The sequence below is a fragment of the Bacillus sp. FSL H8-0547 genome (assembly GCA_038002745.1).
Lineage (GTDB): Bacteria > Bacillota > Bacilli > Bacillales > Bacillaceae > Bacillus_P.
This window is the reverse complement of record JBBODD010000001.1, coordinates 1602489-1627229: the sequence shown is the minus strand read 5'-3', so window position 1 is coordinate 1627229 and position 24741 is coordinate 1602489. Positions and strand designations below refer to the sequence as shown.

General features: G+C 45.0%; 18 protein-coding genes, 11 tRNA genes and 1 rRNA gene. 26 read left to right on the top strand and 4 right to left on the bottom strand.

The features are described 5' to 3' along the window. The first annotated feature begins 39 nt into the window (after positions 1 to 39). The 20 genes from rrf (at position 40) to MHB63_07890 (ending at position 10336) form a co-directional block, all read left to right on the top strand. Positions 40 to 155: ribosomal RNA gene (gene rrf / locus MHB63_07985) — 5S ribosomal RNA — on the top strand. Between the two features lie 28 nt (positions 156 to 183). Beyond that, a tRNA-Asn gene (locus MHB63_07980) sits at positions 184 to 258 on the top strand. Position 259: 1 nt separating this feature from the next. Further along, positions 260 to 332 (top strand) — tRNA-Thr (locus tag MHB63_07975). 18 nt (positions 333 to 350) lie between these two features. Next, a tRNA-Glu gene (locus MHB63_07970) sits at positions 351 to 425 on the top strand. Between the two features lie 39 nt (positions 426 to 464). After that, positions 465 to 540, top strand: a tRNA-Val gene (locus MHB63_07965). A gap of 26 nt (positions 541 to 566) precedes the next feature. Then, a tRNA-Thr gene (locus MHB63_07960) sits at positions 567 to 642 on the top strand. Between the two features lie 9 nt (positions 643 to 651). Further along, positions 652 to 736 (top strand) — tRNA-Tyr (locus tag MHB63_07955). A gap of 114 nt (positions 737 to 850) precedes the next feature. Further along, a tRNA-Gln gene (locus MHB63_07950) sits at positions 851 to 925 on the top strand. Positions 926 to 974: 49 nt separating this feature from the next. Next, positions 975 to 1050, top strand: a tRNA-Lys gene (locus MHB63_07945). A gap of 15 nt (positions 1051 to 1065) precedes the next feature. Next, a tRNA-Leu gene (locus MHB63_07940) sits at positions 1066 to 1146 on the top strand. A gap of 7 nt (positions 1147 to 1153) precedes the next feature. Further along, a tRNA-Gly gene (locus tag MHB63_07935) sits at positions 1154 to 1228 on the top strand. A gap of 5 nt (positions 1229 to 1233) precedes the next feature. Next, positions 1234 to 1306 (top strand) — tRNA-Ala (locus MHB63_07930). Positions 1307 to 1520: 214 nt separating this feature from the next. After that, positions 1521 to 2420, top strand: coding sequence for an arginase (gene rocF, locus MHB63_07925; protein ID MEK3806492.1), 900 nt, complete (start codon positions 1521 to 1523; stop codon positions 2418 to 2420). A 211-nt stretch (positions 2421 to 2631) separates the two neighbouring features. After that, complete coding sequence (sigW, locus tag MHB63_07920) at positions 2632 to 3195, top strand: RNA polymerase sigma factor SigW (GenBank protein ID MEK3806491.1); 564 nt, start codon at positions 2632 to 2634, stop codon at positions 3193 to 3195. Positions 3196 to 3211: 16 nt separating this feature from the next. After that, a complete protein-coding gene (rsiW, locus tag MHB63_07915; GenBank protein ID MEK3806490.1) occupies positions 3212 to 3823 on the top strand; it encodes an anti-sigma-W factor RsiW in 612 nt (203 codons plus the stop codon). Positions 3824 to 3995: 172 nt separating this feature from the next. Next, positions 3996 to 4817, top strand: coding sequence for a diadenylate cyclase CdaA (cdaA, locus tag MHB63_07910; GenBank protein ID MEK3806489.1), 822 nt, complete (start codon positions 3996 to 3998; stop codon positions 4815 to 4817). Beyond that, entirely contained in the window at positions 4810 to 6078 is a 1269-nt protein-coding gene (locus MHB63_07905; GenBank protein MEK3806488.1) for a CdaR family protein, read from the top strand. The genes cdaA and MHB63_07905 overlap by 8 nt, the downstream gene beginning before the upstream one ends. Before the next feature lie 32 nt (positions 6079 to 6110). Beyond that, positions 6111 to 7457, top strand: coding sequence for a phosphoglucosamine mutase (gene glmM / locus MHB63_07900; protein ID MEK3806487.1), 1347 nt, complete (start codon positions 6111 to 6113; stop codon positions 7455 to 7457). A 542-nt stretch (positions 7458 to 7999) separates the two neighbouring features. Further along, complete coding sequence (glmS, locus tag MHB63_07895; protein MEK3806486.1) at positions 8000 to 9802, top strand: glutamine--fructose-6-phosphate transaminase (isomerizing); 1803 nt, start codon at positions 8000 to 8002, stop codon at positions 9800 to 9802. A gap of 114 nt (positions 9803 to 9916) precedes the next feature. Further along, positions 9917 to 10336 carry a hypothetical protein gene (locus tag MHB63_07890; protein MEK3806485.1) on the top strand — a complete coding sequence of 140 codons (420 nt, stop codon included), beginning with the start codon at positions 9917 to 9919 and terminating at the stop codon, positions 10334 to 10336. Between the two features lie 74 nt (positions 10337 to 10410). Here MHB63_07890 and guaC read toward each other — a convergent pair whose 3' ends face one another. Further along, a complete protein-coding gene (guaC, locus tag MHB63_07885) occupies positions 10411 to 11394 on the bottom strand; it encodes a GMP reductase (GenBank protein MEK3806484.1) in 984 nt (327 codons plus the stop codon). A gap of 893 nt (positions 11395 to 12287) precedes the next feature. On the opposite strand from guaC, the gene safA reads away from it, so the two are divergent. The 3 genes from safA (at position 12288) to MHB63_07870 (ending at position 14758) form a co-directional block, all read left to right on the top strand. Then, positions 12288 to 12908, top strand: a complete 621-nt coding sequence (gene safA, locus MHB63_07880; protein MEK3806483.1) for a SafA/ExsA family spore coat assembly protein — start codon at positions 12288 to 12290, stop codon at positions 12906 to 12908. 162 nt (positions 12909 to 13070) lie between these two features. Then, positions 13071 to 14216: an AI-2E family transporter gene (locus tag MHB63_07875; GenBank protein MEK3806482.1), complete on the top strand. Its 1146-nt coding sequence runs from the start codon at positions 13071 to 13073 to the stop codon at positions 14214 to 14216. A 116-nt stretch (positions 14217 to 14332) separates the two neighbouring features. Continuing rightward, positions 14333 to 14758: an organic hydroperoxide resistance protein gene (locus MHB63_07870; GenBank protein ID MEK3806481.1), complete on the top strand. Its 426-nt coding sequence runs from the start codon at positions 14333 to 14335 to the stop codon at positions 14756 to 14758. 458 nt (positions 14759 to 15216) lie between these two features. Here the strand turns inward: MHB63_07870 and MHB63_07865 are convergent, their stop codons facing one another. From MHB63_07865 to MHB63_07855, 3 genes are all read right to left on the bottom strand, one after another. After that, a complete protein-coding gene (locus tag MHB63_07865) occupies positions 15217 to 15402 on the bottom strand; it encodes a DUF4177 domain-containing protein (GenBank protein MEK3806480.1) in 186 nt (61 codons plus the stop codon). Next, on the bottom strand, positions 15395 to 18535 hold the full coding sequence (locus MHB63_07860) for a type 2 lanthipeptide synthetase LanM family protein (protein ID MEK3806479.1): 3141 nt from the start codon (positions 18533 to 18535) through the stop codon (positions 15395 to 15397). Before MHB63_07860 ends, MHB63_07865 begins: the two co-directional genes overlap by 8 nt. Before the next feature lie 93 nt (positions 18536 to 18628). Next, positions 18629 to 18841 carry a plantaricin C family lantibiotic gene (locus MHB63_07855; protein ID MEK3806478.1) on the bottom strand — a complete coding sequence of 71 codons (213 nt, stop codon included), beginning with the start codon at positions 18839 to 18841 and terminating at the stop codon, positions 18629 to 18631. A 254-nt stretch (positions 18842 to 19095) separates the two neighbouring features. Between MHB63_07855 and MHB63_07850 the strand changes: the two genes are divergently transcribed. The 3 genes from MHB63_07850 (at position 19096) to MHB63_07840 (ending at position 24727) form a co-directional block, all read left to right on the top strand. Continuing rightward, positions 19096 to 19317 carry a class II lanthipeptide, LchA2/BrtA2 family gene (locus MHB63_07850; protein MEK3806477.1) on the top strand — a complete coding sequence of 74 codons (222 nt, stop codon included), beginning with the start codon at positions 19096 to 19098 and terminating at the stop codon, positions 19315 to 19317. Positions 19318 to 19417: 100 nt separating this feature from the next. Continuing rightward, positions 19418 to 22561, top strand: coding sequence for a type 2 lanthipeptide synthetase LanM family protein (locus MHB63_07845; protein ID MEK3806476.1), 3144 nt, complete (start codon positions 19418 to 19420; stop codon positions 22559 to 22561). Continuing rightward, positions 22562 to 24727 (top strand): peptidase domain-containing ABC transporter, encoded by a 2166-nt coding sequence (locus tag MHB63_07840; GenBank protein ID MEK3806475.1) that lies wholly within the window; start codon positions 22562 to 22564, stop codon positions 24725 to 24727. Positions 24728 to 24741: the final 14 nt, after the last annotated feature.

Genomic DNA, 24741 nt, shown 5'->3' with positions numbered 1-24741 from the left:
ATCTTCGGATTTCATAGTATAATAATTTTTGTCACTATGTCTGGTGATGATGGCAAAGAGGTCACACCCGTTCCCATGCCGAACACGGAAGTTAAGCTCTTTAGCGCCGATGGTAGTTGGGGGTTTCCCCCTGTGAGAGTAGGACGTTGCCAGGCTTGTGAACAAATCATACTATTATATTATTCCGCAGTAGCTCAGTGGTAGAGCTATCGGCTGTTAACCGATCGGTCGTAGGTTCGAGTCCTACCTGCGGAGCCATGCTTCCATAGCTCAGTCGGTAGAGCACTTCCATGGTAAGGAAGAGGTCATCGGTTCAAGCCCGGTTGGGAGCTTACACTACAATTTCAACTGGCCCGTTGGTCAAGCGGTTAAGACACCGCCCTTTCACGGCGGTAACACGGGTTCGAATCCCGTACGGGTCACCATTGTTTTTTTATGTGAAATACTAAACATTCTTTTCTTCTGGAGGATTAGCTCAGCTGGGAGAGCATCTGCCTTACAAGCAGAGGGTCGGCGGTTCGAGCCCGTCATCCTCCACCATAAGAATTTAATACCTTTACTTTAATGCCGGTGTAGCTCAATTGGTAGAGCAACTGACTTGTAATCAGTAGGTTGGGGGTTCAAGTCCTCTCGCCGGCACCACTGAAATGTGGAGGGGTAGCGAAGTGGCTAAACGCGGCGGACTGTAAATCCGCTCCCTCCGGGTTCGGCGGTTCGAATCCGTCCCCCTCCACCATTTTATTTAAACAAGCGGAAAGTGAATAGAATGTGTCTGGACTGTAAATAATAAGGTTAGTTTACATAAACCTTTTTACGGTCAATTCCAATTTTAGAAAATACATACTTTCATTGGGCTATAGCCAAGCGGTAAGGCAACGGACTTTGACTCCGTCATGCGCTGGTTCGAATCCAGCTAGCCCAGCCATTTTTTTGAACTGTGTGTCTGCGCAGGATCAAAAGAGTGTTTTCATATTGTGCCATTAGCTCAGTCGGTAGAGCATCTGACTTTTAATCAGAGGGTCGAAGGTTCGAGTCCTTCATGGCACACCATTTTTTCCTTAATATGCGGGTGTGGCGGAATTGGCAGACGCGCTAGACTTAGGATCTAGTGTCTTTGACGTGGGGGTTCGAGTCCCTTCACCCGCATGATATTGCGGAAGTAGTTCAGTGGTAGAACACCACCTTGCCAAGGTGGGGGTCGCGGGTTCGAATCCCGTCTTCCGCTCCATATTCGGGGCCTTAGCTCAGCTGGGAGAGCGCCTGCCTTGCACGCAGGAGGTCAGCGGTTCGATCCCGCTAGGCTCCATCTTTAAACCTAAGACTTTATAGTCTTAGGTTTTTTTGTTTTCCATAAATGCTGATTGAAGGACAGAGTGTGCTGCAAACTGGACAGATGCGTTACCGGGCTGTCCTTTTAACAGAAAACTCTGTATATATATACACGATTTTGTCGAGTTGAGTCATCTCCCCTTTTGAACGTACAATAGAGGCACAGGCTTCTACTAAGGGGGATGATTGTAATGAAAGAAAGAATATCAATTATTGGAGTACCAATGGATCTTGGACAAATGCGCCGCGGTGTCGATATGGGGCCAAGTGCGATTCGATATGCCGGTGTTGTTGAGAGATTGGAAGGGCTCAGCTATGAGATTGAAGATAAAGGCGATATTGAGATTGGACGTGCGAACAGAGAAGAAGAAGCAGCCAATAATCTGAGAAACTTGAAAGCGGTATCAGAGGCCAGTGTGAAGCTTTCACAACAGGTGGATGAAGCAATCAAATCGGGTGCCTTTCCTCTTGTTTTCGGCGGAGACCACAGCATTGCGATCGGAACGCTTGCAGGGGTTTCGAAGCACTATGAGAATCTCGGAGTCATCTGGTACGATGCCCATGGCGATTTAAATACCGGAGAAACGTCACCATCAGGCAATATTCATGGGATGCCTCTTGCCGTAAGCATCGGAATTGGAGATGAAGCGCTTACAAGAATTGGAGGCTATACTCCTAAAGTGAAGCCCGAGAACATTGTAATCATTGGTGCTAGATCTCTTGATCAGGGTGAAAAAGAGCTGATTAAGGAAAAAGGGATTAAAGTATATACCATGCATGAAATTGACCGTCTGGGCATGACAAAGGTGATGGAGGAAACCATCGAGTATTTGAAGGAGCGTACAGATGGAGTTCATCTTTCATTGGACCTTGACGGGCTTGACCCTCATGATGCACCGGGTGTCGGAACACCTGTTATTGGCGGCATCAGCTACAGGGAAAGTCATCTTGCTATGGAAATGCTTGCAGAATCAGAGATTATCACCTCAGCAGAGTTTGTTGAAGTAAATCCGATTCTGGATGAAAAAAATAAAACCGCAACAGTAGCTGTTGCTTTAATGGGCTCTTTATTCGGAGAAAAGCTCAAATAATAATGGGGACAAAAGGCATAGCTGATTGAGGCTATGCCCTTTCCATTTTTACGGGAATCTTTTAAGATAGATTTAAGATAAACCTCCTCAAAAGCCATCTACAGGACACCTAAAATTTGTTAAACTATTTTTATGTGAAAAAAATGAAACCTTTTATTCGGCTTATACGTAATAAGGGGAATCCGCGATTTGTGCGGAGGTAAGGGGTATCATGGAGACAATCGTAAAAAACAGGATTAAACAAGTGAAAAAAGGCGACCAGAATGCATTTGCAGAAATAGTAGATCTGTATAAGGACAAGATTTATCAGCTTTGCTACCGCATGCTTGGGAATTCTCATGAGGCTGAGGATATTGCTCAGGAAGCGTTTATACGGGCATACGTCAATATTCACAGCTACGATATGGATAAAAAGTTTTCAACATGGCTATACCGCATAGCAACCAACCTGACAATTGACCGGATCAGAAAGAAAAAACCCGATTACTATCTGGATGCAGAGGTGGCCGGAACAGAAGGTCTCACCATGTATTCCCAGGTTGCAGCAGATGTTGCGCTGCCTGAGGATCAGGTTGCGACAATGGAACTTCAGCAAATGATTCAGAAAGAAATTTTAAAGCTCCCTGATAAATATCGGTCGGTCATCGTATTAAAGTATATAGATGAGCTTTCTTTAATTGAAATCAGTGAAATTCTCAATATGCCCATCGGGACGGTGAAAACGAGAATTCACAGAGGACGGGAAGCTCTCAGGAAGCAATTAAGGCATTTATAAGTTGAGGTGATGTTAAGTGAAATGTTCAGAGGAAATGATTGAGCGGATTCATCAGTATCTCGATCATGATATAAAGCAAGCGGACGAAAGGATCCTCAGAGAACATCTTCAGTCATGCTCAGAGTGTGCGAAGCACCTGCATGAACTGGAGAAATCCATCGCCCTGGTGCAAAGCACCTCGCATATTGAAGCTCCGTTAAATTTCACGCAGGCCGTTATGAACAGCCTTCCTGAAGAAAAGAAGCGCGTAGGTGTCGGCAGGTGGCTTAAAGGTCATCCGATGCTTGCGGCCGCCTCTCTGTTTGTGCTGCTGATGACGGGAAGCCTGTTTTCTTCCTGGTCGGGAGATTCAGACTTCAGTGTATCCAAACAGCCGAATCTGGTTGTTGAAAATAATACGGTTACCGTTCCAGAAGGCGAAACGGTTCAGGGTGATGTAACCGTTAAAGGCGGAACGCTGAAGATTGAGGGAAAAGTAGAGGGAGATGTCACCGTCATAAACGGTGAGAAATATATGGCTTCAGCCGGGAAGGTCACAGGCGAAGTCGAAGAAATCAATGAAGCATTTGAATGGATCTGGTACCAGATGAAATCTCTTGCAAAAGAGGTCGTCGATATTTTTCAGTAATGGGCCCTGGCGGCCTTTTTTTATTGTCTGAAAGGGTGCCGTGACAAATGGACTCAAAAGCGCAGGCTGTCCGTCCTTAAATGACTACAATACGGTTTAATTGCAGATTATATGATATAATATCGTAGTTATAGTCCTGTGCAAATGACTAAAACTGATGGAGGAAGAGAATATGGCACTTGAGGATTTTCCATTCTTGCACTACCTCGGCATCGCCGTTGATATTCTCCTGGTTTGGTTCGTTATATATAAGTTGATTATGGTGATACGGGGCACGAAGGCCGTTCAGCTTTTAAAAGGCATTATCGTGATCATCCTCGTTCGGACACTCAGCCAGTATTTAGGGCTGCAAACATTGCAATGGCTCATGGACCAAGCGTTAACATGGGGTTTTCTTGCGATTATTATTATTTTCCAGCCTGAGCTGCGGAGAGCACTGGAGCAGCTGGGACGGGGAAAACTTTTCTCAAGAAGCGGGGCCCCAGAGGAGGAAGAACAGCAGAAAATTATTGATGCCATCCTGAAAGCAACGGATTACATGGCAAAACGCCGCATCGGCGCACTCGTAACAATTGAAAAAGAAACAGGGATGAGCGATTACATAGAAACGGGCATACCGCTTCACTCAGCTTTATCTTCTGAGCTTTTAATCAATATCTTTATCCCGAACACTCCGCTTCATGACGGAGCTGTCATTCTTCAGAAAAACCAGATTGCAGCAGCAGCCTGCTACCTGCCTCTTTCGGAAAGTCCGTTTATTTCAAAAGAGCTTGGGACGAGGCACCGCGCAGCAGTCGGCATCAGTGAAGTAACAGACAGTATTACAATTGTCGTATCGGAGGAGACCGGAAGTATTTCGGTAACGAGAAACGGCGAGCTTCACAGAAATTTGACGGTTGAATCTTTGAGTGAGATACTCGTTTCGGAATTTGGTAAACAGGCGAAAGCCGCTTCTTCAAACCTGTGGCAGTGGAGGGGGAAGAAGAATGGATAAGATGATAAACAATCATTGGGTCATGAGAATTATCGCGCTGCTTATGGCGCTTATGCTCTATATATCTGTCAACATCGAATCTCCTGCACCAAAGAAGCAGACGACAGGACCTGTTACATCTGTCTTCCCTTCTGCACCTTCACAATCATCTAAAGGGACAGAGACCATTCAGGATGTGGAAGTAAAGACGTATCAGGATCAGGACAATGTAGTGATAACAGGTGTGCCGGAGACAGTCGATGTCACATTAAGCGGACCAACCAATTCACTTTTAAAAGCAAAGCAGCTGAAGGACTTTGAAATATATGCCGAGCTGTCCGACCTTTCAATCGGCTCACACAGAATTGAGCTGAAGCATAAAAATATAGCGGATAACCTGGAAGTGAATTTAAATCCTTCGGTCATTACGGTGAATGTAGAAGAAAAAGTAACGCGTGATTTCCCGGTTGAAGTGGATTTTATTAATAAAAACCAGATAGAAGCCGGATATACGGCGCAGGAGCCGATTGTGAAGCCAAGTGTTGTCAGGGTAACAGGATCCAAAACCCTTATTGACAGCATTGCGCTGATCAAAACAAGAGTGAACCTGCAAAATGCGAATGAAACACTGGACCAGGAATCAAAAGTGACGGTGTACGACGAAGACGGCAATATTCTGGCTGTTGAAGCCTATCCGTCCGTTGTAGACGTAACGGTGCCGATTACAAGCCCGAGCAAAAAGCTGCCTTTAAACATAAAAAATGAGGGCGAGCTTGGAGAAGGGCTCAGCATAGCGAGCATTGAGGCTGTACCTAATGAAGTGACCGTCTATGGTCCGCAGGATGTTCTGAATCCTCTTGAGTTTATTGACGGGGTGACAGTGGACCTGAGCAAAATCAAAGATGACACCGTACTGGATGTTGATATTCCCGTTCCTGACGGTGCGACAAAAGTAAGCCCGGAAAAAATACAAATTAAAGTTGACGTTGATAAGGAAGAAGAGCGCGTATTTGAGAATCTGCCTGTCCGCATCAGAGGGCTTGGTGAAGGGAAAATCCTTCAGTTTACAGACCCTGACTCAAGGGAGCTTGATCTGAGTGTTACAGCAGCGCCGAACGTCCTTGAGAAGATGAATCCATCCGACCTTGAGCTTTTCATCAATGTGAATGACCTGTCGGACGGTGAACACGACGTGAAAGTTGAAGTGAACGGACCTCAGGACATTAAGTGGAGTCTGCCGGAAGAGCAAGTGAACGTAAAGATTTCTTCAAAGCAATCATGATGATTGAAACAGTCAAAAGGAGCGATACTAGAATGGGAAAGTATTTTGGAACTGATGGTGTAAGAGGCGTTGCAAACAGTGAGCTGACACCTGAACTGGCATTTAAAATCGGACGCTTTGGAGGATATGTTCTTACGAAAGATTCAACACGTCCAAAAGTGCTGATTGGAAGAGATACACGCATTTCGGGACACATGCTTGAAGGTGCCCTTGTAGCGGGACTACTTTCAATCGGAGCAGAAGTTATGCGTTTAGGAGTCATTTCAACTCCAGGCGTTTCATATTTGACGAAAGCACTTGGAGCCCAGGCTGGCGTGATGATTTCAGCATCCCACAATCCTGTTCAGGATAACGGCATTAAATTCTTTGGGCCAGACGGATTTAAATTGTCAGATGATCAGGAGTTTGAAATCGAAGGACTGATGGATCAGGCAGAAGATACACTTCCAAGACCTGTAGGATCTGATTTGGGACAGGTAAACGACTATTTTGAAGGCGGCCAGAAATATCTGCAGTTCCTGAAGCAGACAGTTGATGAGGACTTTACAGGTCTTCACGTTGCGCTTGACTGTGCAAACGGAGCGACTTCATCCCTTGCAACGCACCTTTTTGCAGACCTTGATGCAGATGTTTCCACAATGGGAACAACGCCGAACGGCCTTAATATCAATGACGGTGTAGGATCGACTCACCCTGAAGCACTTGCAGCCTTCCTGAAAGAAAAAGGAGCGGATGTAGGACTTGCATTCGACGGAGACGGTGACCGCCTTATTGCCGTTGATGAAAAAGGGGAGATCGTCGATGGCGATCAAATCATGTTCATCTGTGCAAAGTTCCTTAACGAGCATGGCAGATTGAAAAAAGAAACGGTTGTATCAACGATTATGAGTAACCTTGGTTTCTACAAAGCAGTTGAAGCGAATAACATGAAGAGCGTTCAAACAGCTGTCGGTGACCGCTACGTTGTAGAAGAAATGAAAAAAGGCGATTATAACCTGGGCGGAGAGCAGTCAGGGCATATCATTTTCCTTGACCACAACACAACCGGCGACGGTCTTCTTACAGCCATCCAGCTTGTAAATATCATGAAAGTAACCGGGAAATCCCTATCTGAGCTTGCTTCAGAAATGGCGAAATTCCCGCAGCTTCTGATTAATGTGAAAGTGACAGATAAGCATAAAGTTACAGACAACATGAAAGTAAAGCAGGTCATTGCTGAAGTGGAACAGGAAATGAACGGAGACGGCCGCATCCTGGTGCGTCCTTCCGGAACTGAGCCGCTTGTGCGTGTTATGGCTGAAGCGCCGACTGCAGAGCTATGCGAGCAATATGTGTCACGCATTGTAGCTGTAGTAAAAGCTGAAATGGGAACAGAATAAGCTTATAAATCGAAAGACCTGCCGGTACTGGCAGGTCTTTTTTAACTATAATTCACAGACATAAATCATTCATTTGCTGCCCCATACTAAACATACCTCATTGTCTCCTCCCGACAGGTTTGAAAAACCGGATGAACAGGGTATGAAAGCGGGGGAACAATCTTTTTCGTAATTCATATACTAAAGGGTGCATCTTTCTGAATCACAAAACGAATTGACGATTTGATTGTCGTATAGTAAGATTACTTTTGTGTTTTGATTTTAGACAGAGAAAGGAGCATAGTTAGTACGTTTTACGAAAAGCGCCTGAACTAAGCAGAACGGAAAAAGCTTAGTTGACGAGGATGGAGGATTATCGAAAGTTCGGCGGATGCCTCCCGGTTGACGATTACAGCCGCAAGCTCTCTCCTGAAAACAAAGAGGCAACTTTTTGCACAAAGGGAAGAACGTAATCACCTAAAAATATAGACATGTGTGAGGGGACAGATTAACAGGTCCCCGAGACTTGGCCTGTCCCCCGCCTAATGGGAGGATACTTTAGTATGTGCGGAATCGTTGGTTATATTGGACAAAAGGATACAAAGGAAATTTTGCTTCGCGGTCTTGAAAAGCTTGAGTACCGCGGTTATGATTCAGCTGGTATTGCTGTAATAAATGAAGACGGAGTTCATGTGTTTAAAGAAAAAGGCCGCATCGCCATTCTTCGCGAAGAAGTGGATGCGAATGTTCTTTCTACAGCTGGAATCGGTCACACTCGCTGGGCGACTCATGGCGCCCCTAGCAAACGCAACTCACATCCCCATCAAAGTGCTTCAAGCCGTTTTACGCTTGTACACAATGGTGTAATTGAAAACTATTCAAGCCTTAAACGTGAATACCTTCAGGACGTAGCTCTTGCAAGTGACACAGACACAGAAGTTGTGGTACAGGTTATTGAGAAGTTTGTAAACCAGGGTGCAGATGTTGAAGAAGCGTTCAGCAAAACACTGTCGATCTTAAAAGGCTCTTACGCCATTGCCCTTTTAGATGAGCAAAATCCAGAAACCATTTTTGTTGCAAAAAACAAAAGCCCGCTTCTAGTCGGTCTTGGTGACGGCTTCAATGTTGTTGCATCAGATGCAATGGCAATGCTGCAGGTTACAGACCAATTTGTAGAGCTAATGGATAAAGAAATCGTCCTTGTGAAACGCGAAGCTGTTACGATCAAGAACCTTCAGGGTGAAGTTATTGAGCGTGCTCCATATACAGCTGAGCTTGACGCAAGCGATATCGAAAAAGGAACATACCCTCACTACATGCTTAAAGAAATCGATGAGCAGCCGCTTGTTATGCGGAAGATCATTCAAAAATATCAGGACGACCAAGGCAAGCTTTCGATGGATCCGGCGATTGTTGACGCAGTGGATGCTGCTGACCGCCTTTACATCGTAGCATGCGGAACAAGCTACCATGCCGGTCTTGTCGGTAAACAGTTCATTGAAAAATGGGCGAAGAAACCTGTTGAGGTTCATGTTGCGAGTGAATTCTCTTACAACATGCCGATACTTTCTGAAAAGCCGCTGTTTATCTTTATTTCACAAAGCGGTGAAACAGCAGACAGCCGTGCCGTACTTGTTCAAATTAAAGAGCTTGGCTACCAGGCATTAACAATCACTAACGTACCTGGTTCTACGCTTTCACGTGAAGCAAACCACACGCTTCTGCTTCATGCAGGGCCTGAAATTGCTGTTGCTTCTACAAAAGCATATACTGCGCAATTAGGCGTACTTGCCATCCTTGCAGCAGTTACAGCTGAAGCAAGAGGCATTAACCTAAGCTTTGATATCGTAAAAGAAATGGGTATTGTCGCAAACGCAATGGAAGTCCTTTGCGATCAAAAAGAAGAAATGGAATACATTGCACGCGAATACCTTTCTACAACACGCAACTGCTTCTTCATTGGCCGTTCAGTCGACTACTATGTAGGACTTGAAGGCGCCCTGAAGCTTAAAGAAATCTCTTACATCCAGGCAGAAGGCTTTGCCGGAGGAGAGCTTAAGCACGGAACAATCGCACTGATTGAAAACGGCACGCCGGTTATCGCGCTTGCAACACAGGAGCATGTTAACTTAAGCATCCGCGGAAACGTGAAAGAAGTAGCAGCACGCGGAGCCAACCCATGCATTATCGCCCTTAAAGGCTTAGAAGAAGAAGACGACCGTTTCGTTCTTCCTGCTGTACACGAAGAACTGACGCCGCTTGCTTCTGTTATTCCACTGCAATTGATCTCTTACTACGCAGCTCTTCACAGAGGCTGTGACGTGGATAAACCGCGTAACCTTGCTAAGAGTGTGACGGTTGAGTAAATCATACAGATAAATAAAAAAAAACGGAGAAGGTCATTAAGATCTTCTCCGTTTTTTTTCGTTTCTGGAACTTCTGTCACCTATTTTCGTCTAAGTGAGTAAGGGGGAGTTGTTATGAGATTACATACGTTTATCTTTATATTGACAATAGGGGTTTTATTTTTTCTAACGGGATGTGTAGATGATCCTGACTATGAATCACAATATATTGAAGTTGAAAAACGGGTAGCCGATGAAAATACTTATAAGGTGCACAAAGAGATTACTAATGTTAAAGACGTTGATGAGGTCAGGAAAGTATTGGACGATGCGGAATGGATAACAGCGAAAGCCAGTATGGCGAGTCCTGCTGATTATAGGTTTACCTTTCAATCTAAGGATAGCAGGATCATAGCGAAAGCTGTTCTATATGAGCTTTGGATAAGTCCGAATAAAGACAGAGTCGAACTCGTTATAGATGCTATGAACAAGTATGCTCAGTTAAATGAGAAAGATTCCGCTGTGCTGATTGAAATCGTGACGGGAGATGAATAACCGGTTCGCTGAAATCTTTCTTTAAATATACAAAAAGGAGCGGGGCTTGAACTTAAGCCCTGCTCCTTTTGCTATTAATAAACCTTATCCCCATTAAAGATCGAATTTTTCACGACAACATAATCCACCGTGCGGATCGCATCAAGTTTTGTTCCGCCTGCATAGGAGATCGATGACTGAAGGTCCTGCTCCATTTCGGTGAGAGTGTCCTTCAGTGAGCCTTTGTGCTCGACGTACATTTTTTTACCTTCTACATTTTTCTTTTCGCCTTTTTGGAATTCAGAAGCTGATCCGAAGTATTCTTTGAAAAGCTTTCCGTCCATTTCGATGGTTTCGCCAGGAGACTCCTCATGTCCTGCGAACAGGGAACCGATCATGACCATGGATGCTCCAAATCGAACGGACTTCGCAATGTCTCCATGTGTGCGGATGCCGCCGTCTGCGATGATTGGCTTCGTTGCCGCCTTTGCACACCAGCGAAGTGCAGCCAGCTGCCAGCCGCCTGTTCCAAAGCCTGTTTTGATTTTCGTGATGCACACTTTGCCCGGGCCGATTCCGACCTTTGTCGCGTCAGCGCCGGCGTGCTCAAGCTCTCTTACTGCTTCCGGAGTTCCAACGTTGCCTGCGATGACAAAGCTTTCAGGAAGGTGCTTTTTAATATGCTTGATCATTTCAATCACAGCATTTGAGTGGCCGTGGGCAATATCAATCGTAATATAATCAGGCACCAGATTGGCAGCCGCAAGTTCTTCAATAAAGCCGTACTCTTCCTCTTTAACACCGACGCTGATTGAAGCAATCAGGCCGCGTGATTTCATATCCTGGATGAACGCGCTTCTTTTCTCAGGCTGAAAACGGTGCATGATGTAGAAGTAGCCGTTTTCTGCAAGATTTACAGCAATCGTTTCATCAATAATCGTCTGCATATTGGCAGGTACGACAGGAAGTTTGAATGTATGGTTTCCAAGAGCGATGGTTGTGTCACACTCAGAACGGCTGTTCACAACACATTTTGCAGGTATTAATTGAATATCTTCATAATCAAATACATTTTCCATCTAAAATACACCCCTAAATACGAATGTTATTGTAATGTTAACTTTTAATTGTTCGTCCATTTGGTACTTTACATCATTTGTATGGTTATGTCAAAGATTTTTAGATAAAAAAACGAAGATTAATAAGGGAGATGTCAAAGTTAAGTAAACCTTTTCAATGGAAAAAAGGAGGTGTCTGGGTACGAAAAGTGCTGTTAAATGGGGGATGCAGCACAAGCTAGGTATCCGTGGCTGATGAAAATGCGGTAAAGCCGAGTCAGCAGCACAAACCAGGTATCCGGAACAGGAGAAAATGCGGTTAAGCCGAGTCAGCAACACAAACCAGGTATCCGGAACAGGAGAAAATGCGGTAAAGCCGAGTTAACAGCACAAACCAGGTACTCGGAACAGGAGAAAATGCGGTAAAGCAGAGTTAACAGCACAAAGCGGGTATCCGGAACAGGAGAAAATGCGGTAAAGCCGGGTTAGCAGCACAAAGCGGGTATCCGGAACAGCCCAAAGTGCGGTAAAGCCGAGTTAGCAGCACAAACCGGATACCCGGCGCAGCCGAAAGTGCTCTAAAGCTAGGTTAGGAGCACAAACCGGATACCCGGCGCAGCCGAAAGTGCTCTAAAGCTAGGTTAGGAGCACAAACCGGATACCCGGCGCAGCTGAAAGTGCTCTAAACCCGAGTTAACAGCACAAACCAAGGGACCGAAATGGCCGAAAGTGCGCTAACATTTTTGCATTCAGGACCTCTGCATGTTAGGTTACCGCACCGCGTTCAGATGTAAAAAAACATGATAATACACATCATTCTGCCTCCTGACTAATCAAGTACCGCCAGTCAACCCCTTTTTTTCGGTAAAAACTACCGCTATTCTTGCAAACTAGTATTCGTATAAAATAAAGCTATGAAAACACTTAAATCTTTTTCTCTTATGTTGTTGGTTGTCGCTCTGGCCTTTGGATTCAGCAGTCAAGCAAGTGCTGCAAGTACATACACAGTTAAAAGCGGGGATACGATGTGGAAAATCGCATCGAAGTATCAGGTTGGCGTTTCTGAATTGATTAAAGCCAATCCAAATGTTAAGAATGCTAATATGATCTATCCAGGACAGTCTCTTAACATCCCTTCTGGAAGCGCTTATCAAAGCATGGAAAGCGAAGTGGTTACGCTTGTGAATAAAGAGCGTGCCAAATACGGTTTAAAGCCGCTTGCCGCCAACTGGGAGGTTGCCCGTGTTGCACGGTACAAATCAGAAGATATGCGTGACAAAAACTACTTCAGTCACACATCCCCTACATACGGCTCTCCATTTGATATGATGAAGAGCTTTGGCATTCAGTACAGCTATGCAGGTGAGAACATTGCTGCCGGACAGACTACAGCTCAAAGTGTTGTAACTGCCTGGATGAACAGCGAAGGACACCGCAAAAACATTCTGTCTTCTAATTTCAAGGAAATCGGTGTTGGGTACGCCAAAGGCGGATCTTACGGCCACTATTGGACGCAGATGTTTATCAGCAAATAATGGACAAGGAGGAGACAGGGCAATCCGTTTTACGGGTTGTCCTTTTTGATGCAGGAAAAGATTCTTTTTATTATCAGGAGTTCTATTTTCATTTTTCAAAAAAACCCACTATAATAAGCTTAGATGAAAATTCGAGTGCATAGAGAGAAATGGAGGACACTCATGAAGCAGGCAAGCCCGAGAGTAGGTACGTTTAAGAGGTTTATCCTTAATAATAGATTTGTTCTGTTTCTTCTGATTCTGCTTTTGATTGGATTAAACATTCTTGTCTTTATGCAGGTATCGTTTATTTTTACGCCAATTGAAGTGCTTATTAAAACCATCCTTCTGCCGATTGTTCTGGCATCGATTGTGTATTATCTGCTGAATCCGGTGGTGAATTTTTTTGAGCGGAAGGGAGTACGGAGAGTTTATTCGATCTTACTTTTGTTTGTTGTGATTGCAGGGCTCCTCACGATTCTGATTGTGTCGGTCATCCCGTTTTTAAAGACGCAGGTTCTGAGCCTGATTGACAGTTTCCCTCAGTACACAAGGGATGTGGAACTGCTCGTCATGCAGGTGGTCGGAAGCGAATTTGTGTTTCAGGCGCAAAAAACGCTGAACATTAATGTAGCGGATTTATCCAGGCAGGTGTCTGAACAGGCATCTACCATCATCAACAACATGTTTGCAGGAATCGGGAATATTGTCGGCATTGTAAAGGATTTTATTCTGGCGATTGTCACGCTGCCGTTCATTTTGTTCTATCTTTTAAAGGACGGCAAAAAACTTGGACCGTACGTTCTGAAATTTTTGCCTGTCAACCTGAGAAGCTCTTCATTTAAGGTCATGCATGAAATGAACCAGCAGATCAGTTCCTACATCCGCGGCCAGATCATCGTCAGCTTCTGCATTGGAGCGCTTATGTATGTCGGTTTTCTGATTATCGGTCTGGAATATGCTTCCCTTCTTGCCCTGATTGCGGCATTTACAAGCGTTGTCCCGTATCTTGGACCGGCGATTGCGATTACACCCGCTTTTATTATTGCGCTTGTCACTTCACCGTTTATGGTTCTGAAGCTGATCATCGTATGGACCGTCGTTCAGCTGATCGAAGGGAAATTTATTTCTCCGCAGATTATGGGGCGGAACCTTCATATCCACCCGATAACGATTATTTTCGTGATTTTGACGGCTGGAAATCTTTTCGGCGTTATCGGAATTATTCTTGCTGTACCTGGATATGCCGTGCTCAAAGTCATAGTGACTCATCTTTTTGAATGGATGAAGATCCGTAGCAACATGTATGAGCAGAAAAGGATTGATTAATGCATTTCTTCTTTTGAAGGAATGCTTTTTTTATGCACACTCGAACGAATAGTTTTCGTATGAGAGGGTATATAAAAAAGAGCAAGAAAGTTTTAATACGAAAGGGAGTATGGAACATGTCAGAAGCGTTATTTACTACATCAGTTACAGCAGTAGGCGGACGGGAAGGAAAAGTCCATTCATCCAATGATGTCATCAACATGGATATTGCCATGCCGGGCTCACCGAGAGCAGACAGAGTGCCGAATGCAACAAATCCTGAGCAGCTGTTTGCAGCGGGATATGCGGCCTGCTTCGACGGCGCCCTTCAGCATATGGCAAGAAAAGAAAAAGTGAAGTTTGATTCTGAGGTAACGGCCAATGTCAGCTTTCTGAAAGACGAGTCGGACGGAGGCTTCAAGCTCGCGGTAAAACTCGACGTAAAGGGAACCGGCATTGAAAAGGACAAGCTTGAAGATCTTGTGCATAAAGCTCATGAATTCTGCCCGTATTCAAAGGCGACAAGAGGAAATATTGATGTGACGCTTGAAGCGCAGGCTTAAATTCTTATAAAAATGGTGCTTACTCATTTGAGTAGGCACCATTTATCTGTTGGGAAATGTAAAATCCCGGGATAGGACCAGGATTTAACTCCTGTTTTTTTATATAAAACATGTAAAAAAATGAATTTAATCATTGAAATAACGTTGAAAATGTATTTATAGACCAGTCATTTTACTAAATTTACAAAGGAGAAGATTCAAAAATCCCGGTTAACGAGGGGTTTTTTTTAGGATATAAGGAAATAGAACCTCTTTATCATTCAGACTTTAGACACGCCTCTATCTTTTATCACAATCTGATTTTCACTTAACCTTGGTGTTAACCATATAAAGCATGGAAATTAGAGTGTCATGCAGTCACTTTCAGAAATGTTATTTAAAGTTTTTGTGTACTATGACGGCTGACAGCATCTGTATAAAAAATGAGGGAACGCATGACACTGCGTCCCCTAAGGCCTTTATTCTTCTTTTTCAAAAACCAGTTCAATAAAGGCTGACTGTCCTCCTGCGTAGGCAGGGGGAGCAAACATTTGATGAAGCCTCCAGCCTTCATTTGCAAATTGGATGACTTTTTCCCTGTAATCTTCTTTTGGTTTCCCGGTAAGCGGGTTCATAGAGATCTTTTCAAAATGGTATTTATACATGTTTTTCACCTCCTCTGGCCAATCTGTTCTCAAGGCTGTTTACATTCAGAGACCGGAGTTGAAGCAGAGAGGGCAGCAGGTTTGGGGCGAAGCTTTGAAGAAGCCCGTATCCAACTCCAGCAATGCCGATTAGAAGGCCTGTGTTTTCCATACCTCTTGTTAATCCTTTATTCCATGGCTTTTCTTTCATGTGGGACAAAAGCTGTGTTTCAATTTGACTGATCACCAGGCCGATGGAAGGCTGTTTAAGAATTTTTTCTGCGTACCGGAGAATCTCCAGCTGCCCAAAATCGCCATGGCAAAATGAACGGTTGTTGCCGAATCCTTTTTCAATGGTGGTGGATAGCGCAGTTTTGATTTCTTCCTGAACTTGAATACTGCTAAAGCCTGACTCCATGAGGATGAGCCTGCTTAATAAGATTCCAGGTGCTCCATGGCACCATGCATTTGACGTAGTGCCGCGTCCGGGTGTCACCCAGTTGCGCTCTGATTCTGAATAGAAATTCCTTTCATAGGCAAGCCCTTTTTCAATATATTCCGTTACAGAAGAATCCTTTGAAAAGGCATGCCATCTTGCCATGGAGGCAATTATTCCAGATACTCCATGGGAAAAACCAGTTAGAAGATGGTCGTCAAAAGGAGATCTCCAGCCAATTCCTTCTGGAACCTGTATGGCATGATTTTGCAAGTGTCGAATACAGGATTCTGCTCCTTTGAGAGCCTTTGGACTCCCAGACTGTTCATATATGGAAAATAAAACGGCGAAAGCACCGGCAGTACCTCCGATAAAATCATACAGCCTGTCATTTGGAATCATGGCGATGTACGGCTGCAGAGCATTTTTCCATGCTTGTTCAAGCATGGAATCAGAGAACAGGACCGACAATTCATGAACAGCGTAAAGGCTTCCGCCGTTTCCGCTGTAAGCTCCGACACTCCATTCAGGGTGTTCTTGCCATAGAGCCATTCGGTCAAGGACCGGTTGAATTGTTTTCAAAGCAGCATCTTTATAGACTGTCTTACCCGTTACTTTCCAAAGATAACCAAGGTACAGGGCGATTCCTGGATTTCCGTTATAAAAATCTGGGCCTACCGGCGAAATTCTCCATGCAAGCTCGCTGTCCCCCTCAAGCACTGTACTGATCCATGTACAGTCTTTTCCACTGTCTCCCTCAATTGCCGTTCTAATTAAGTAGCGTCCAATCCGCTCGCTCTCTTCCTGAAACTGGAGGTCATGAAAGGTGAGGTCTTCCTTTTGATAAGGATTAAGTTCCATGGCGTCTGCCATTTCATTCGCATCGCTCGCCAAAATGGATAAATGAATCACTTTCAGCTGCTGGGCAAGATCATCCTCAGAAAGGGAAGAGACCTTATCCAATACTTGATCAAGCGGTGAGTTTTCAAAAAAACCGGAGATGGTCCGGCCACAGCTGTCACGGAGGTCACAGTCTCCCGGACGGGCCAGAAAATATGGGATATCCCCATTGAGCAGATCTTCTTTTTCTGATGCAGAGGTTTGTGTCAGCTCCGTACGGCCTTTAGTGTCCAGCCATACCCGGTGGAGAAAGATGTCGCGGTCCAGTCCGTCCCGAAGAAAATCAGGATGCATGCTGTTCCGGAGCAGCTCACCGTAGACAGCTGTCGGCCGCAAAATCCTTCTGACCGGGATCTCGGCAAACAGCATCAGCTGTTCCTTCAGCTCCTCTCGATGCTCCATCAGCAGGTGATAGATCTGGCTAAAGCCCTCTTCAAAGCAGTTTACGTAAGGATAGACTTCAACCGATTTGCCGTTTAGGAACGGTCTGTTTTTTTCTGCAGCAATCGTTACATAATCCTTGCCAATCCTCATTTCATCCGTTTTTCTGCCAATAATCTTAGAAACCTTATAGGGGGACTGCTGATCGTCCCGCCCGCTCATTCCGCTGACGTCCATTCCTTTGGCGCGCGGATTGTCACGATAGTAGATTGGGGCAGGAAGGATACCTGTTGACTGAACGGACCGGTTCAGGATGGACACTGCTTTTTCTTCGGCTGAAAGTGATTCGGGGCTATTGCCGATGTATAGATGAAATAAGGATTCGAGGTCAATCAGTACAGGCTGATCCCCGGCTGCAATAATGTTTTCGTGATGAAAGTCAACAGCATTCAAGCAGTAGAGAACGGCTAGCTGTGCGCCAAGTCTTCCGTAAAAATGTTCAATTTCTTTTTCGTTTGAACAGGAGTGGTGATGGATAAATTTGGCATAACCGTAAGATCCTTTGTTTAGTACCTTCGGTGTCAGCAGCTGATGGCGGGGGGCGGCTTTTGAATTGAACCAATCAAGGAGATCACGGAATTTCTCATCAATTCCAAATGGCCGCGGCTTGTACACAATCTTGAGTCCTGAGCTGAATTCAGCAATTGCCACTGTTTTTCCTTTTTGATGAGTGTCTCCATGACCGAGTTCCAGGCGATTTAGTACCCCAAGCTTTTCCTCTTTCGAAAAAACGGCTTCAAGTGCAGAGTGGTCGGAAGTGAAATGGATCAGCGTTTCCTTTAAAAAGTGCATCCAGTTTTCAGACTTCGATTCAAGCATCCGGAAAAGGACCGGATATTCCTCTGACAAAGCCTGAAAAAATTCAGGATCAGGAAGAATCTTATGAATAAAGAATTCATAGCGTTCCTCCGGTGTGCCGCCGTTCAGTTTTCCCGAAAGCCTGGCTACATTCAGCTCAAGAACAAGGGTAGGGTAGCAGATTTGTATCAATTCTTCAGCGAGATGAAGGATTAGTTCATCCTTGGCTGCAGCGGATAATGATCGAGTAAGGCCGCTCGTATGTATGAAGTGATAAGACTTGTTTAAAAACGGGAGCAGAACTGGGTAAAACGGTATCTCTTTCAGTAACTTGTCCAGCGTTTGATTGTCCTTTGGAAAATCGCAGATCGAAGCGGGGACGAAAACCTCCCAGCTGTCTGCCGCTGCAAGGATACGAAGTTCTCGTTCTGTTTGGCCGGAAAGCTTCTGCACAGCTTCCAATAATAGTGCAGGGTCGGACCTGAAAAAGCGGCTCCAGTACTCCAGCCGCTTCTGTCCGAAGCGGGGATCTCCTCCTTGAGGATTAAGTCTTTCGCTTATATAAGCTTTTTTATGCATGGTTGATCTCTCCGATCAAAAGGTGTATTTGGAGGAGAAACACGAAATGGAAAGCAGCCAGATGCTGCTTTCCACATTTCTCCATAAGTGGTATTAGTTGCAGTTTTTTTGGCACTCTTTAGTCAGTGTGCAGAATCCGCCTTGGTTTCCAATGTTGCAGCTGACATTCCACCAGTCACAGCCTCCTGCGATTGCTGCCAGATCCTGTTCGTTTAATTCAGCCAGGATGTCTCCAGCCGGGTTTGCTGCCTCTTCAAAACGTGCCATTGGATTTTTCCAGGACTGAATGATTGCTGTTGCTGTCATCTTTCCCCACTCCTTTTGATAGTTTTTTTTGTGAAGCATCTAAAATTTACACCGCTTTTTAAAAGATAGTCAACCATATTTAGACAAAATGTTAAAAATAAGTAAATGGATACATAATTTTACAAAATTAACATTTCTCAAACAATCATTTACAAAAAACAGGAAAATGGTTTGTGGTTTTCTTTCCAAAATCCGGCTTATAATGGGGTCGTCCATGGGCAACAAAAAATTCAATTGATCTGGAGGAAACAAAAATGACAAATTTTGTCCGCGCAATGAGAAACCCTGAGTTCCGTTCTACTGTTGAAGGATTCAACCACCCGGCTGGTGCTGTTAACGAAGAAGAATTGAAACAGCTTGCAGGAGCAGGAGATGTAAATACTGAGACTACGCCATCTTCATTTCCGTGTATTGGAATTACTGTTACTCTTTCTGTTAACTTCTGCCCGACAAGCGCTTGCTCGAACGATTGCTGATCAAAAGCAATTAGCCATCATGATAATTCATTCTATGTATGAAGAGCCCCCGCCTCTAGGGGGCTTTTCTTAAACGATTCAAACACGGGAGAGATTATATATGCTGACTCAATCTAAAGGTGCAAATGAATGGAAAAAAGCATGCTATTTGAATGAAAGGCTTCAATCAGGCAATGAAAAAGGATGCGGGCCGGACCGATACGGCAAATGGATGGAGGCAGGCGGGTTTAACGAATCTTCGCTCATGCTGAAATTAGCTCCAATAAATCTAGATAGCCAAATGTTTAAACAGCTATTATCAGAGAAGGATGAACCGTCTCTTAACGGGGAACCAAAATGGATCAGCAAGCTGGAACAAATATTGCAAGGTGATTGGAACGAAGAGATTGGCAGCAATGAAGTAAATTATGAAATCTATCAAAACAGTTTTTTTCCATTCTTTATCCCTTTCCTGCAATATGCGAAAGCGAGACTTATAGCTGGATTGGACGAGCTTGAATCCTCTGTGGGTGCAGAAGAGTCCCTTTTTGGCAAAACACTGCTTCCCTCTATGCTCCAAACCCTCCATAAGCATCTGCAAATGCTCTCCGTACGAACGCTGATCTCTGAACTTCATATTGCTAAATGGGGAGATGAATTGAACGGCGATACACCCGAGGACAGGTATCGTCATTTTGAAGCCGCTCTTGGTGATTCTGCCAGACGAAGAGAATTGCTTGAAATCTATCCTGTATTAGGCCGTCTGCTGACAGAGGCGGTCATTAGAAGCCTGACGGTGAATCTTGAAGCATTGAACCGTTTTACCAAGGATCTGCCTGCTATCCGCAAGGCCTTCAATCACGGTAAGGACAAGCTTGCTGCAATGCATGCTGATGCGGGTGATTCTCATAAGGATGGAAGGACTGTCATGATTTTTGAGTTTGAGTCCGGATTTAAGCTGGTCTATAAGCCGCGATCCATGGATTTGGACCGTCATTTTAACCAGTTCTTATCATGGGTTGAGGAGAGAGGCTATTCGCTGCCCTTAAAGGCGCCGCTCCTTCTCGACAGAAGCGGGTACGGATGGCAGGAATACATAGCATACAGAGAATGTCTGACAGAGGAGGAGCTGAAACGCTTTTATTACAGACAAGGCGGCTATATTGCACTGCTCTATTTTTTCCGTTCATCAGACTTTCATTTTGAAAATATCATTGCAAGCGGAGAATTTCCTGTACTGATTGATTTAGAAACGCTCTTCAGCAATCACCTTGATCTCTTTAAGGAAAGCAAGGTTCTTACCAATACATCGATTGAACTTCATGAATCGGTATTTGGATCACTAATGCTTCCAGTCCGTTTCTCAAGGGATATGCCGATTGATTTGGATATGAGTGCACTCGGAGGAGAAGGAGGCCAGGAATCCCGGAAGATTACGACGTGGGGAATTACAGGTTTTGGGACAGATAATATGCAGCTGGTGCAGTATCCGGTCATTATGGAAGGGCGTCAGAATTTGCCGCTTAAAGATGGCAAAAAGGCAAGTGCTACGGACTACATGCATGATATCAGCAGCGGTTTTCAGGAAATGTACGAACTGTTTATGGCAAACCGGCTTGAGCTTCTCTCTGACACAGGACCAATTGCTGTTTTCAGAGAAGACCATGTCAGGCATGTCATCAGACCGACCAGGAATTACACCCGGTTCCTGACAGCAAGCACTCATCCTGATTTTCTTCAGAATGGTCTGGACCGCGAGCAGCTGTTTGATCATTTCTGGCTGGCAACGAAGCGGGTAGATAAGTTTGCAGATTTTATCCGTTTTGAATGTGAGGATCTCTTGAACCAGGATGTTCCTTATTTTTCATTTCAGTTTGGAGGGACGAGTCTTTTTGACAGCAGAGGAAGCGAGATTGAAAGCTTTTACAGTCAATCGGGCATGGACCTCGTGTTCGACCGTGTGAAAAATCTATCAGAGAACGACTGCAGCAAACAAATGAGATACATTCGAATGTCTGTCATGACACTGCTGAAAAAACCGGAATCACACAAACCCATGGGAACTGTTTATCTGAATGAGGGTTATCCTGTACAGCAGGCGGCTGAATTTTTAAAGGCAGCAGCTGAAATTGGCGATGAACTGGTGCAGACCGCATTTTATGATCAAGAAAATCACGAGGCTGTCTGGATTGGGCTCTCGCTTGACCAGCATGGGGGATTGATCTGTTCTCCTCTCGGTCCCGGACTTTATGATGGGACGCTTGGAATCATCCTGTTCCTGGCACAGCTCTCTGAAGAAACAGGTAATCCCGTTTACAGGCAATACGCAGAAGCCGGGCTTGCGGGTGTGACGAAAACAATATCGGAATCCGCAGAGCCGCTGTCCATTTCAGCCTATCATGGGTATTCTTCTGTCCAATATACTCTCGCAAGCTTAGGGGTAATTTGGAAGGACCAGGGGCTCATTGACAGAGCATCTTCTTATCATACAAAGATTAAAGAACTGGCCGAAAAGAACGAAACAGCCGATTTTCTTGGAGGTACAGCAGGAGCACTTCTTGTGGCGCTGCAATTGTATCGTCTAACGTCTCAAAAAGAAGCACTGGATACTGCCGAGCATCTGGCGGAGTGCCTTGCCCCTCATGTGAAGGAGAAGCTTGAGAAGGGGATGTGGACCGGCCTTTCCCACGGTGCAAGCGGCTATGCCTGGCCGCTGCTTGAGCTGTTCAAGGAAACAGGAAACCGGACTTATTATGAGCTTGCAGAGAGCCTGATTGATTTTGAACAAGCCCATTTTCTCCCTTCTGAACAAAACTGGAAGGACCTTCGAGGTCAAGACGGCAAAACGCAGCCGGTATTTTGGTGCCACGGAGCCCCAGGTATTGGACTTGCAAGAAAGAAAATGCTGGAAGGACTGGAGGGCGGCACTTTACATGAAAAGCTCAGCAAAGACTTAACAGCCGCCATCAATAAAACGCGCTCGGCAGGATTTGGTGTAAGCCATAGCTTATGTCACGGAGATTTCGGCAATCTTGATATATTATTATCGGCGGCTGGCGGAGATGTCAGCGAGTGGAGAAAGATTGGGAAGTCATCCTTGGACTTTGGCAAACAGGCCGGATGGTCGTATGGACTCCATGAGAAAGCAGAACTTCTCGGTCTGATGCTTGGCTTGGCCGGAATCGGATATGGATTGCTCAGGCTCTGGAATCCATTGCTTCCATCAGTGCTGGCACTTGAATGGCCGGATAGAAAGGTGATGTAGATGGCTAAACATAAGCGGAGAGTCCCATATATTGAACAAATGCAGCAGACAGAATGCGGTATCTGCTGCATGGCGATGATCTCTTCTTATTACCGCAGTTCTGTGTCTCTTTACGAGCTGAGGGAATTTCTCGGGAGCGGGAGGGACGGCACCACGCTTTTCCAGCTTGTTCAGCTGGCCAAGCATCTCGGAATGGACGCATCCTGCTATAAGGTGAAGGCGGAAGAACTAGTCGCCTTGCCTCTTCCCGCCATCCTCTTCTGGGATGACCAGCATTATGTAGTATTAGAAAAAGTAACAGGCAAAAATGCGGTTATTATCGACCCTGCGATAGGAAGGAGAAAGCTTAGTTTCGGCCAGTTTGCGGAAAGTTTTTCAGGATATGTGCTGGTATGCAAACCAAATGACGGCTTCGTTATTCAAAAGCAGCCAAGTGTCTGGAAGCCGTATATCAGGATGCTCTCAGGCAGGAAAAGACTTCTCATGCCCGTCATCCTTCTATCTTTGATGATTCAGTCGTTTTCCATTCTTATGCCTGTTCTCATTCAGTTTCTAATTGATCAAATTTTATTGAAAAACAACGCATCAATGCTCTCCGTCTTTTTTGCGGGGATGGTGTTTCTTGTCTGTTTTCAAGGCTTGTTTTCTTTTTTCAGGGGGCGTGTCCTGATTGCTTTATACAACCATTTAGACAAAAGTATGATGACCCGCTTCTTCAGTCATTTATTAAAACTGCCCTATTCTTTTTTTCAGCTGCGATCCTTCGGTGATCTGCTTTTCCGTTCCAACAGCCACCGGATTATCCGGGACCTTTTGGCGAATCAGCTGATTAAAGGAGTGCTGGATGCGGGTCTGCTCCTGGTGATGATTGGCTATATGTTCAGCAAGTCCGTTCTCCTCACAGTCTGCGTGCTTGCCCTCATGTCGGTCAATATCGGCGTCATGCTGATCAGCAAACAGAAGCTTTCTGAATACAATCAGGAGGAAATCGTGAAGAATAGTGCCCTTCAAGGGTATCAATCCGAGATTTTTTACGGAATGTTTACTGTGAAAACAGCTGGAATCGAAAGCAAAACCTATAAAGACTGGCAATCAAAGTTCGAAGAATTGATTACAGCATACCGAAAAAAAGAGCTTTTGCTTAATGGAGTCAATACAGCATCAGGGATGATCATAATGCTTGCTCCGCTTACAGTACTTCTCATAGGATCCGGCCTGATTTTAAACGGAACCTTTACCATCGGTGCACTCGTTGCTTTCCATGCACTCGCAAGCCAGCTTTTCATGCTGAGCGGCTCCCTAGTTCAGACGGGAAACTCGTTTATTTTAACAGATTCCTATCTTCGCAGAATTCAGGACGTGCTGGATGCCCCTCCCGAATATGAAAGCAGAAGTCCAAAAGCTGCAGGCGGTTTAACCGGTGAAGTTGAGCTGAAGAATGTTTCCTATTCTTACAGTAAATATAGTCCGGAAGTTATTCGGGATGTCTCATTGACCATCAGGGCCGGCCAGAAAATTGCTATAGTCGGCAAATCTGGAGCCGGAAAAAGTACACTTGCAAGGCTTCTGCTCGGTCTGTACGAACCAGTGCAGGGGAACATCCTCTTTGACGGAGTGGATTTAAAGGATTGGGATAAACCGCGACTCAGAAGCCAGATTGGTGTTGTGCCCCAGGACGTCACATTATTTAACCGTTCAATTTATAACAACATTACCGTCCACAGACACAATGCTTCAATGGAAGAAGTGGAGGAAGCGGCAAAAATGGCGCAAATTCACCAAGATATTATGACAATGCCGATGAAGTACCACACAATGATCAGTGAAATGGGCATGAATATCTCTGGGGGGCAGCGGCAAAGAATTGCCTTGGCGCGCGCCCTGCTTCATAAACCTTCTATTCTGGTTTTAGATGAGGCGACAAGCTCGCTTGATCAGCTGAATGAAGCCAGAATAGACCAGTATTTGACGAACATGAAATGCACAAGGATTGTCATCGCACACCGCCTCAGCACCATCCAAAATGCAGACCGTATTTTTGTCATGCATGACGGAACAATAGCTGAACAGGGAACACATGATGAACTGATGAATATGGACGGCCATTATGCAAGCTTTTATCAAAACAACCGGGAACAGAAAACGATTGAGGTCGTGAACTGGTAAAAGGAGGAGAGGAA

Coding starts and splice junctions, on each gene's coding strand:
- rocF (MEK3806492.1), top strand. CDS start 1,521: ATGAAAGAAAGAATATCAATTATTGGAGTACCAATGGATCTTGGACAA.
- sigW (MEK3806491.1), top strand. CDS start 2,632: ATGGAGACAATCGTAAAAAACAGGATTAAACAAGTGAAAAAAGGCGAC.
- cdaA (MEK3806489.1), top strand. CDS start 3,996: ATGGCACTTGAGGATTTTCCATTCTTGCACTACCTCGGCATCGCCGTT.
- MHB63_07905 (MEK3806488.1), top strand. CDS start 4,810: ATGGATAAGATGATAAACAATCATTGGGTCATGAGAATTATCGCGCTG.
- glmM (MEK3806487.1), top strand. CDS start 6,111: ATGGGAAAGTATTTTGGAACTGATGGTGTAAGAGGCGTTGCAAACAGT.
- glmS (MEK3806486.1), top strand. CDS start 8,000: ATGTGCGGAATCGTTGGTTATATTGGACAAAAGGATACAAAGGAAATT.
- MHB63_07890 (MEK3806485.1), top strand. CDS start 9,917: ATGAGATTACATACGTTTATCTTTATATTGACAATAGGGGTTTTATTT.
- guaC (MEK3806484.1), bottom strand. CDS start 11,394: ATGGAAAATGTATTTGATTATGAAGATATTCAATTAATACCTGCAAAA.
- safA (MEK3806483.1), top strand. CDS start 12,288: ATGAAAACACTTAAATCTTTTTCTCTTATGTTGTTGGTTGTCGCTCTG.
- MHB63_07875 (MEK3806482.1), top strand. CDS start 13,071: ATGAAGCAGGCAAGCCCGAGAGTAGGTACGTTTAAGAGGTTTATCCTT.
- MHB63_07870 (MEK3806481.1), top strand. CDS start 14,333: ATGTCAGAAGCGTTATTTACTACATCAGTTACAGCAGTAGGCGGACGG.
- MHB63_07865 (MEK3806480.1), bottom strand. CDS start 15,402: ATGTATAAATACCATTTTGAAAAGATCTCTATGAACCCGCTTACCGGG.
- MHB63_07860 (MEK3806479.1), bottom strand. CDS start 18,535: ATGCATAAAAAAGCTTATATAAGCGAAAGACTTAATCCTCAAGGAGGA.
- MHB63_07855 (MEK3806478.1), bottom strand. CDS start 18,841: ATGACAGCAACAGCAATCATTCAGTCCTGGAAAAATCCAATGGCACGT.
- MHB63_07850 (MEK3806477.1), top strand. CDS start 19,096: ATGACAAATTTTGTCCGCGCAATGAGAAACCCTGAGTTCCGTTCTACT.
- MHB63_07845 (MEK3806476.1), top strand. CDS start 19,418: ATGCTGACTCAATCTAAAGGTGCAAATGAATGGAAAAAAGCATGCTAT.
- MHB63_07840 (MEK3806475.1), top strand. CDS start 22,562: ATGGCTAAACATAAGCGGAGAGTCCCATATATTGAACAAATGCAGCAG.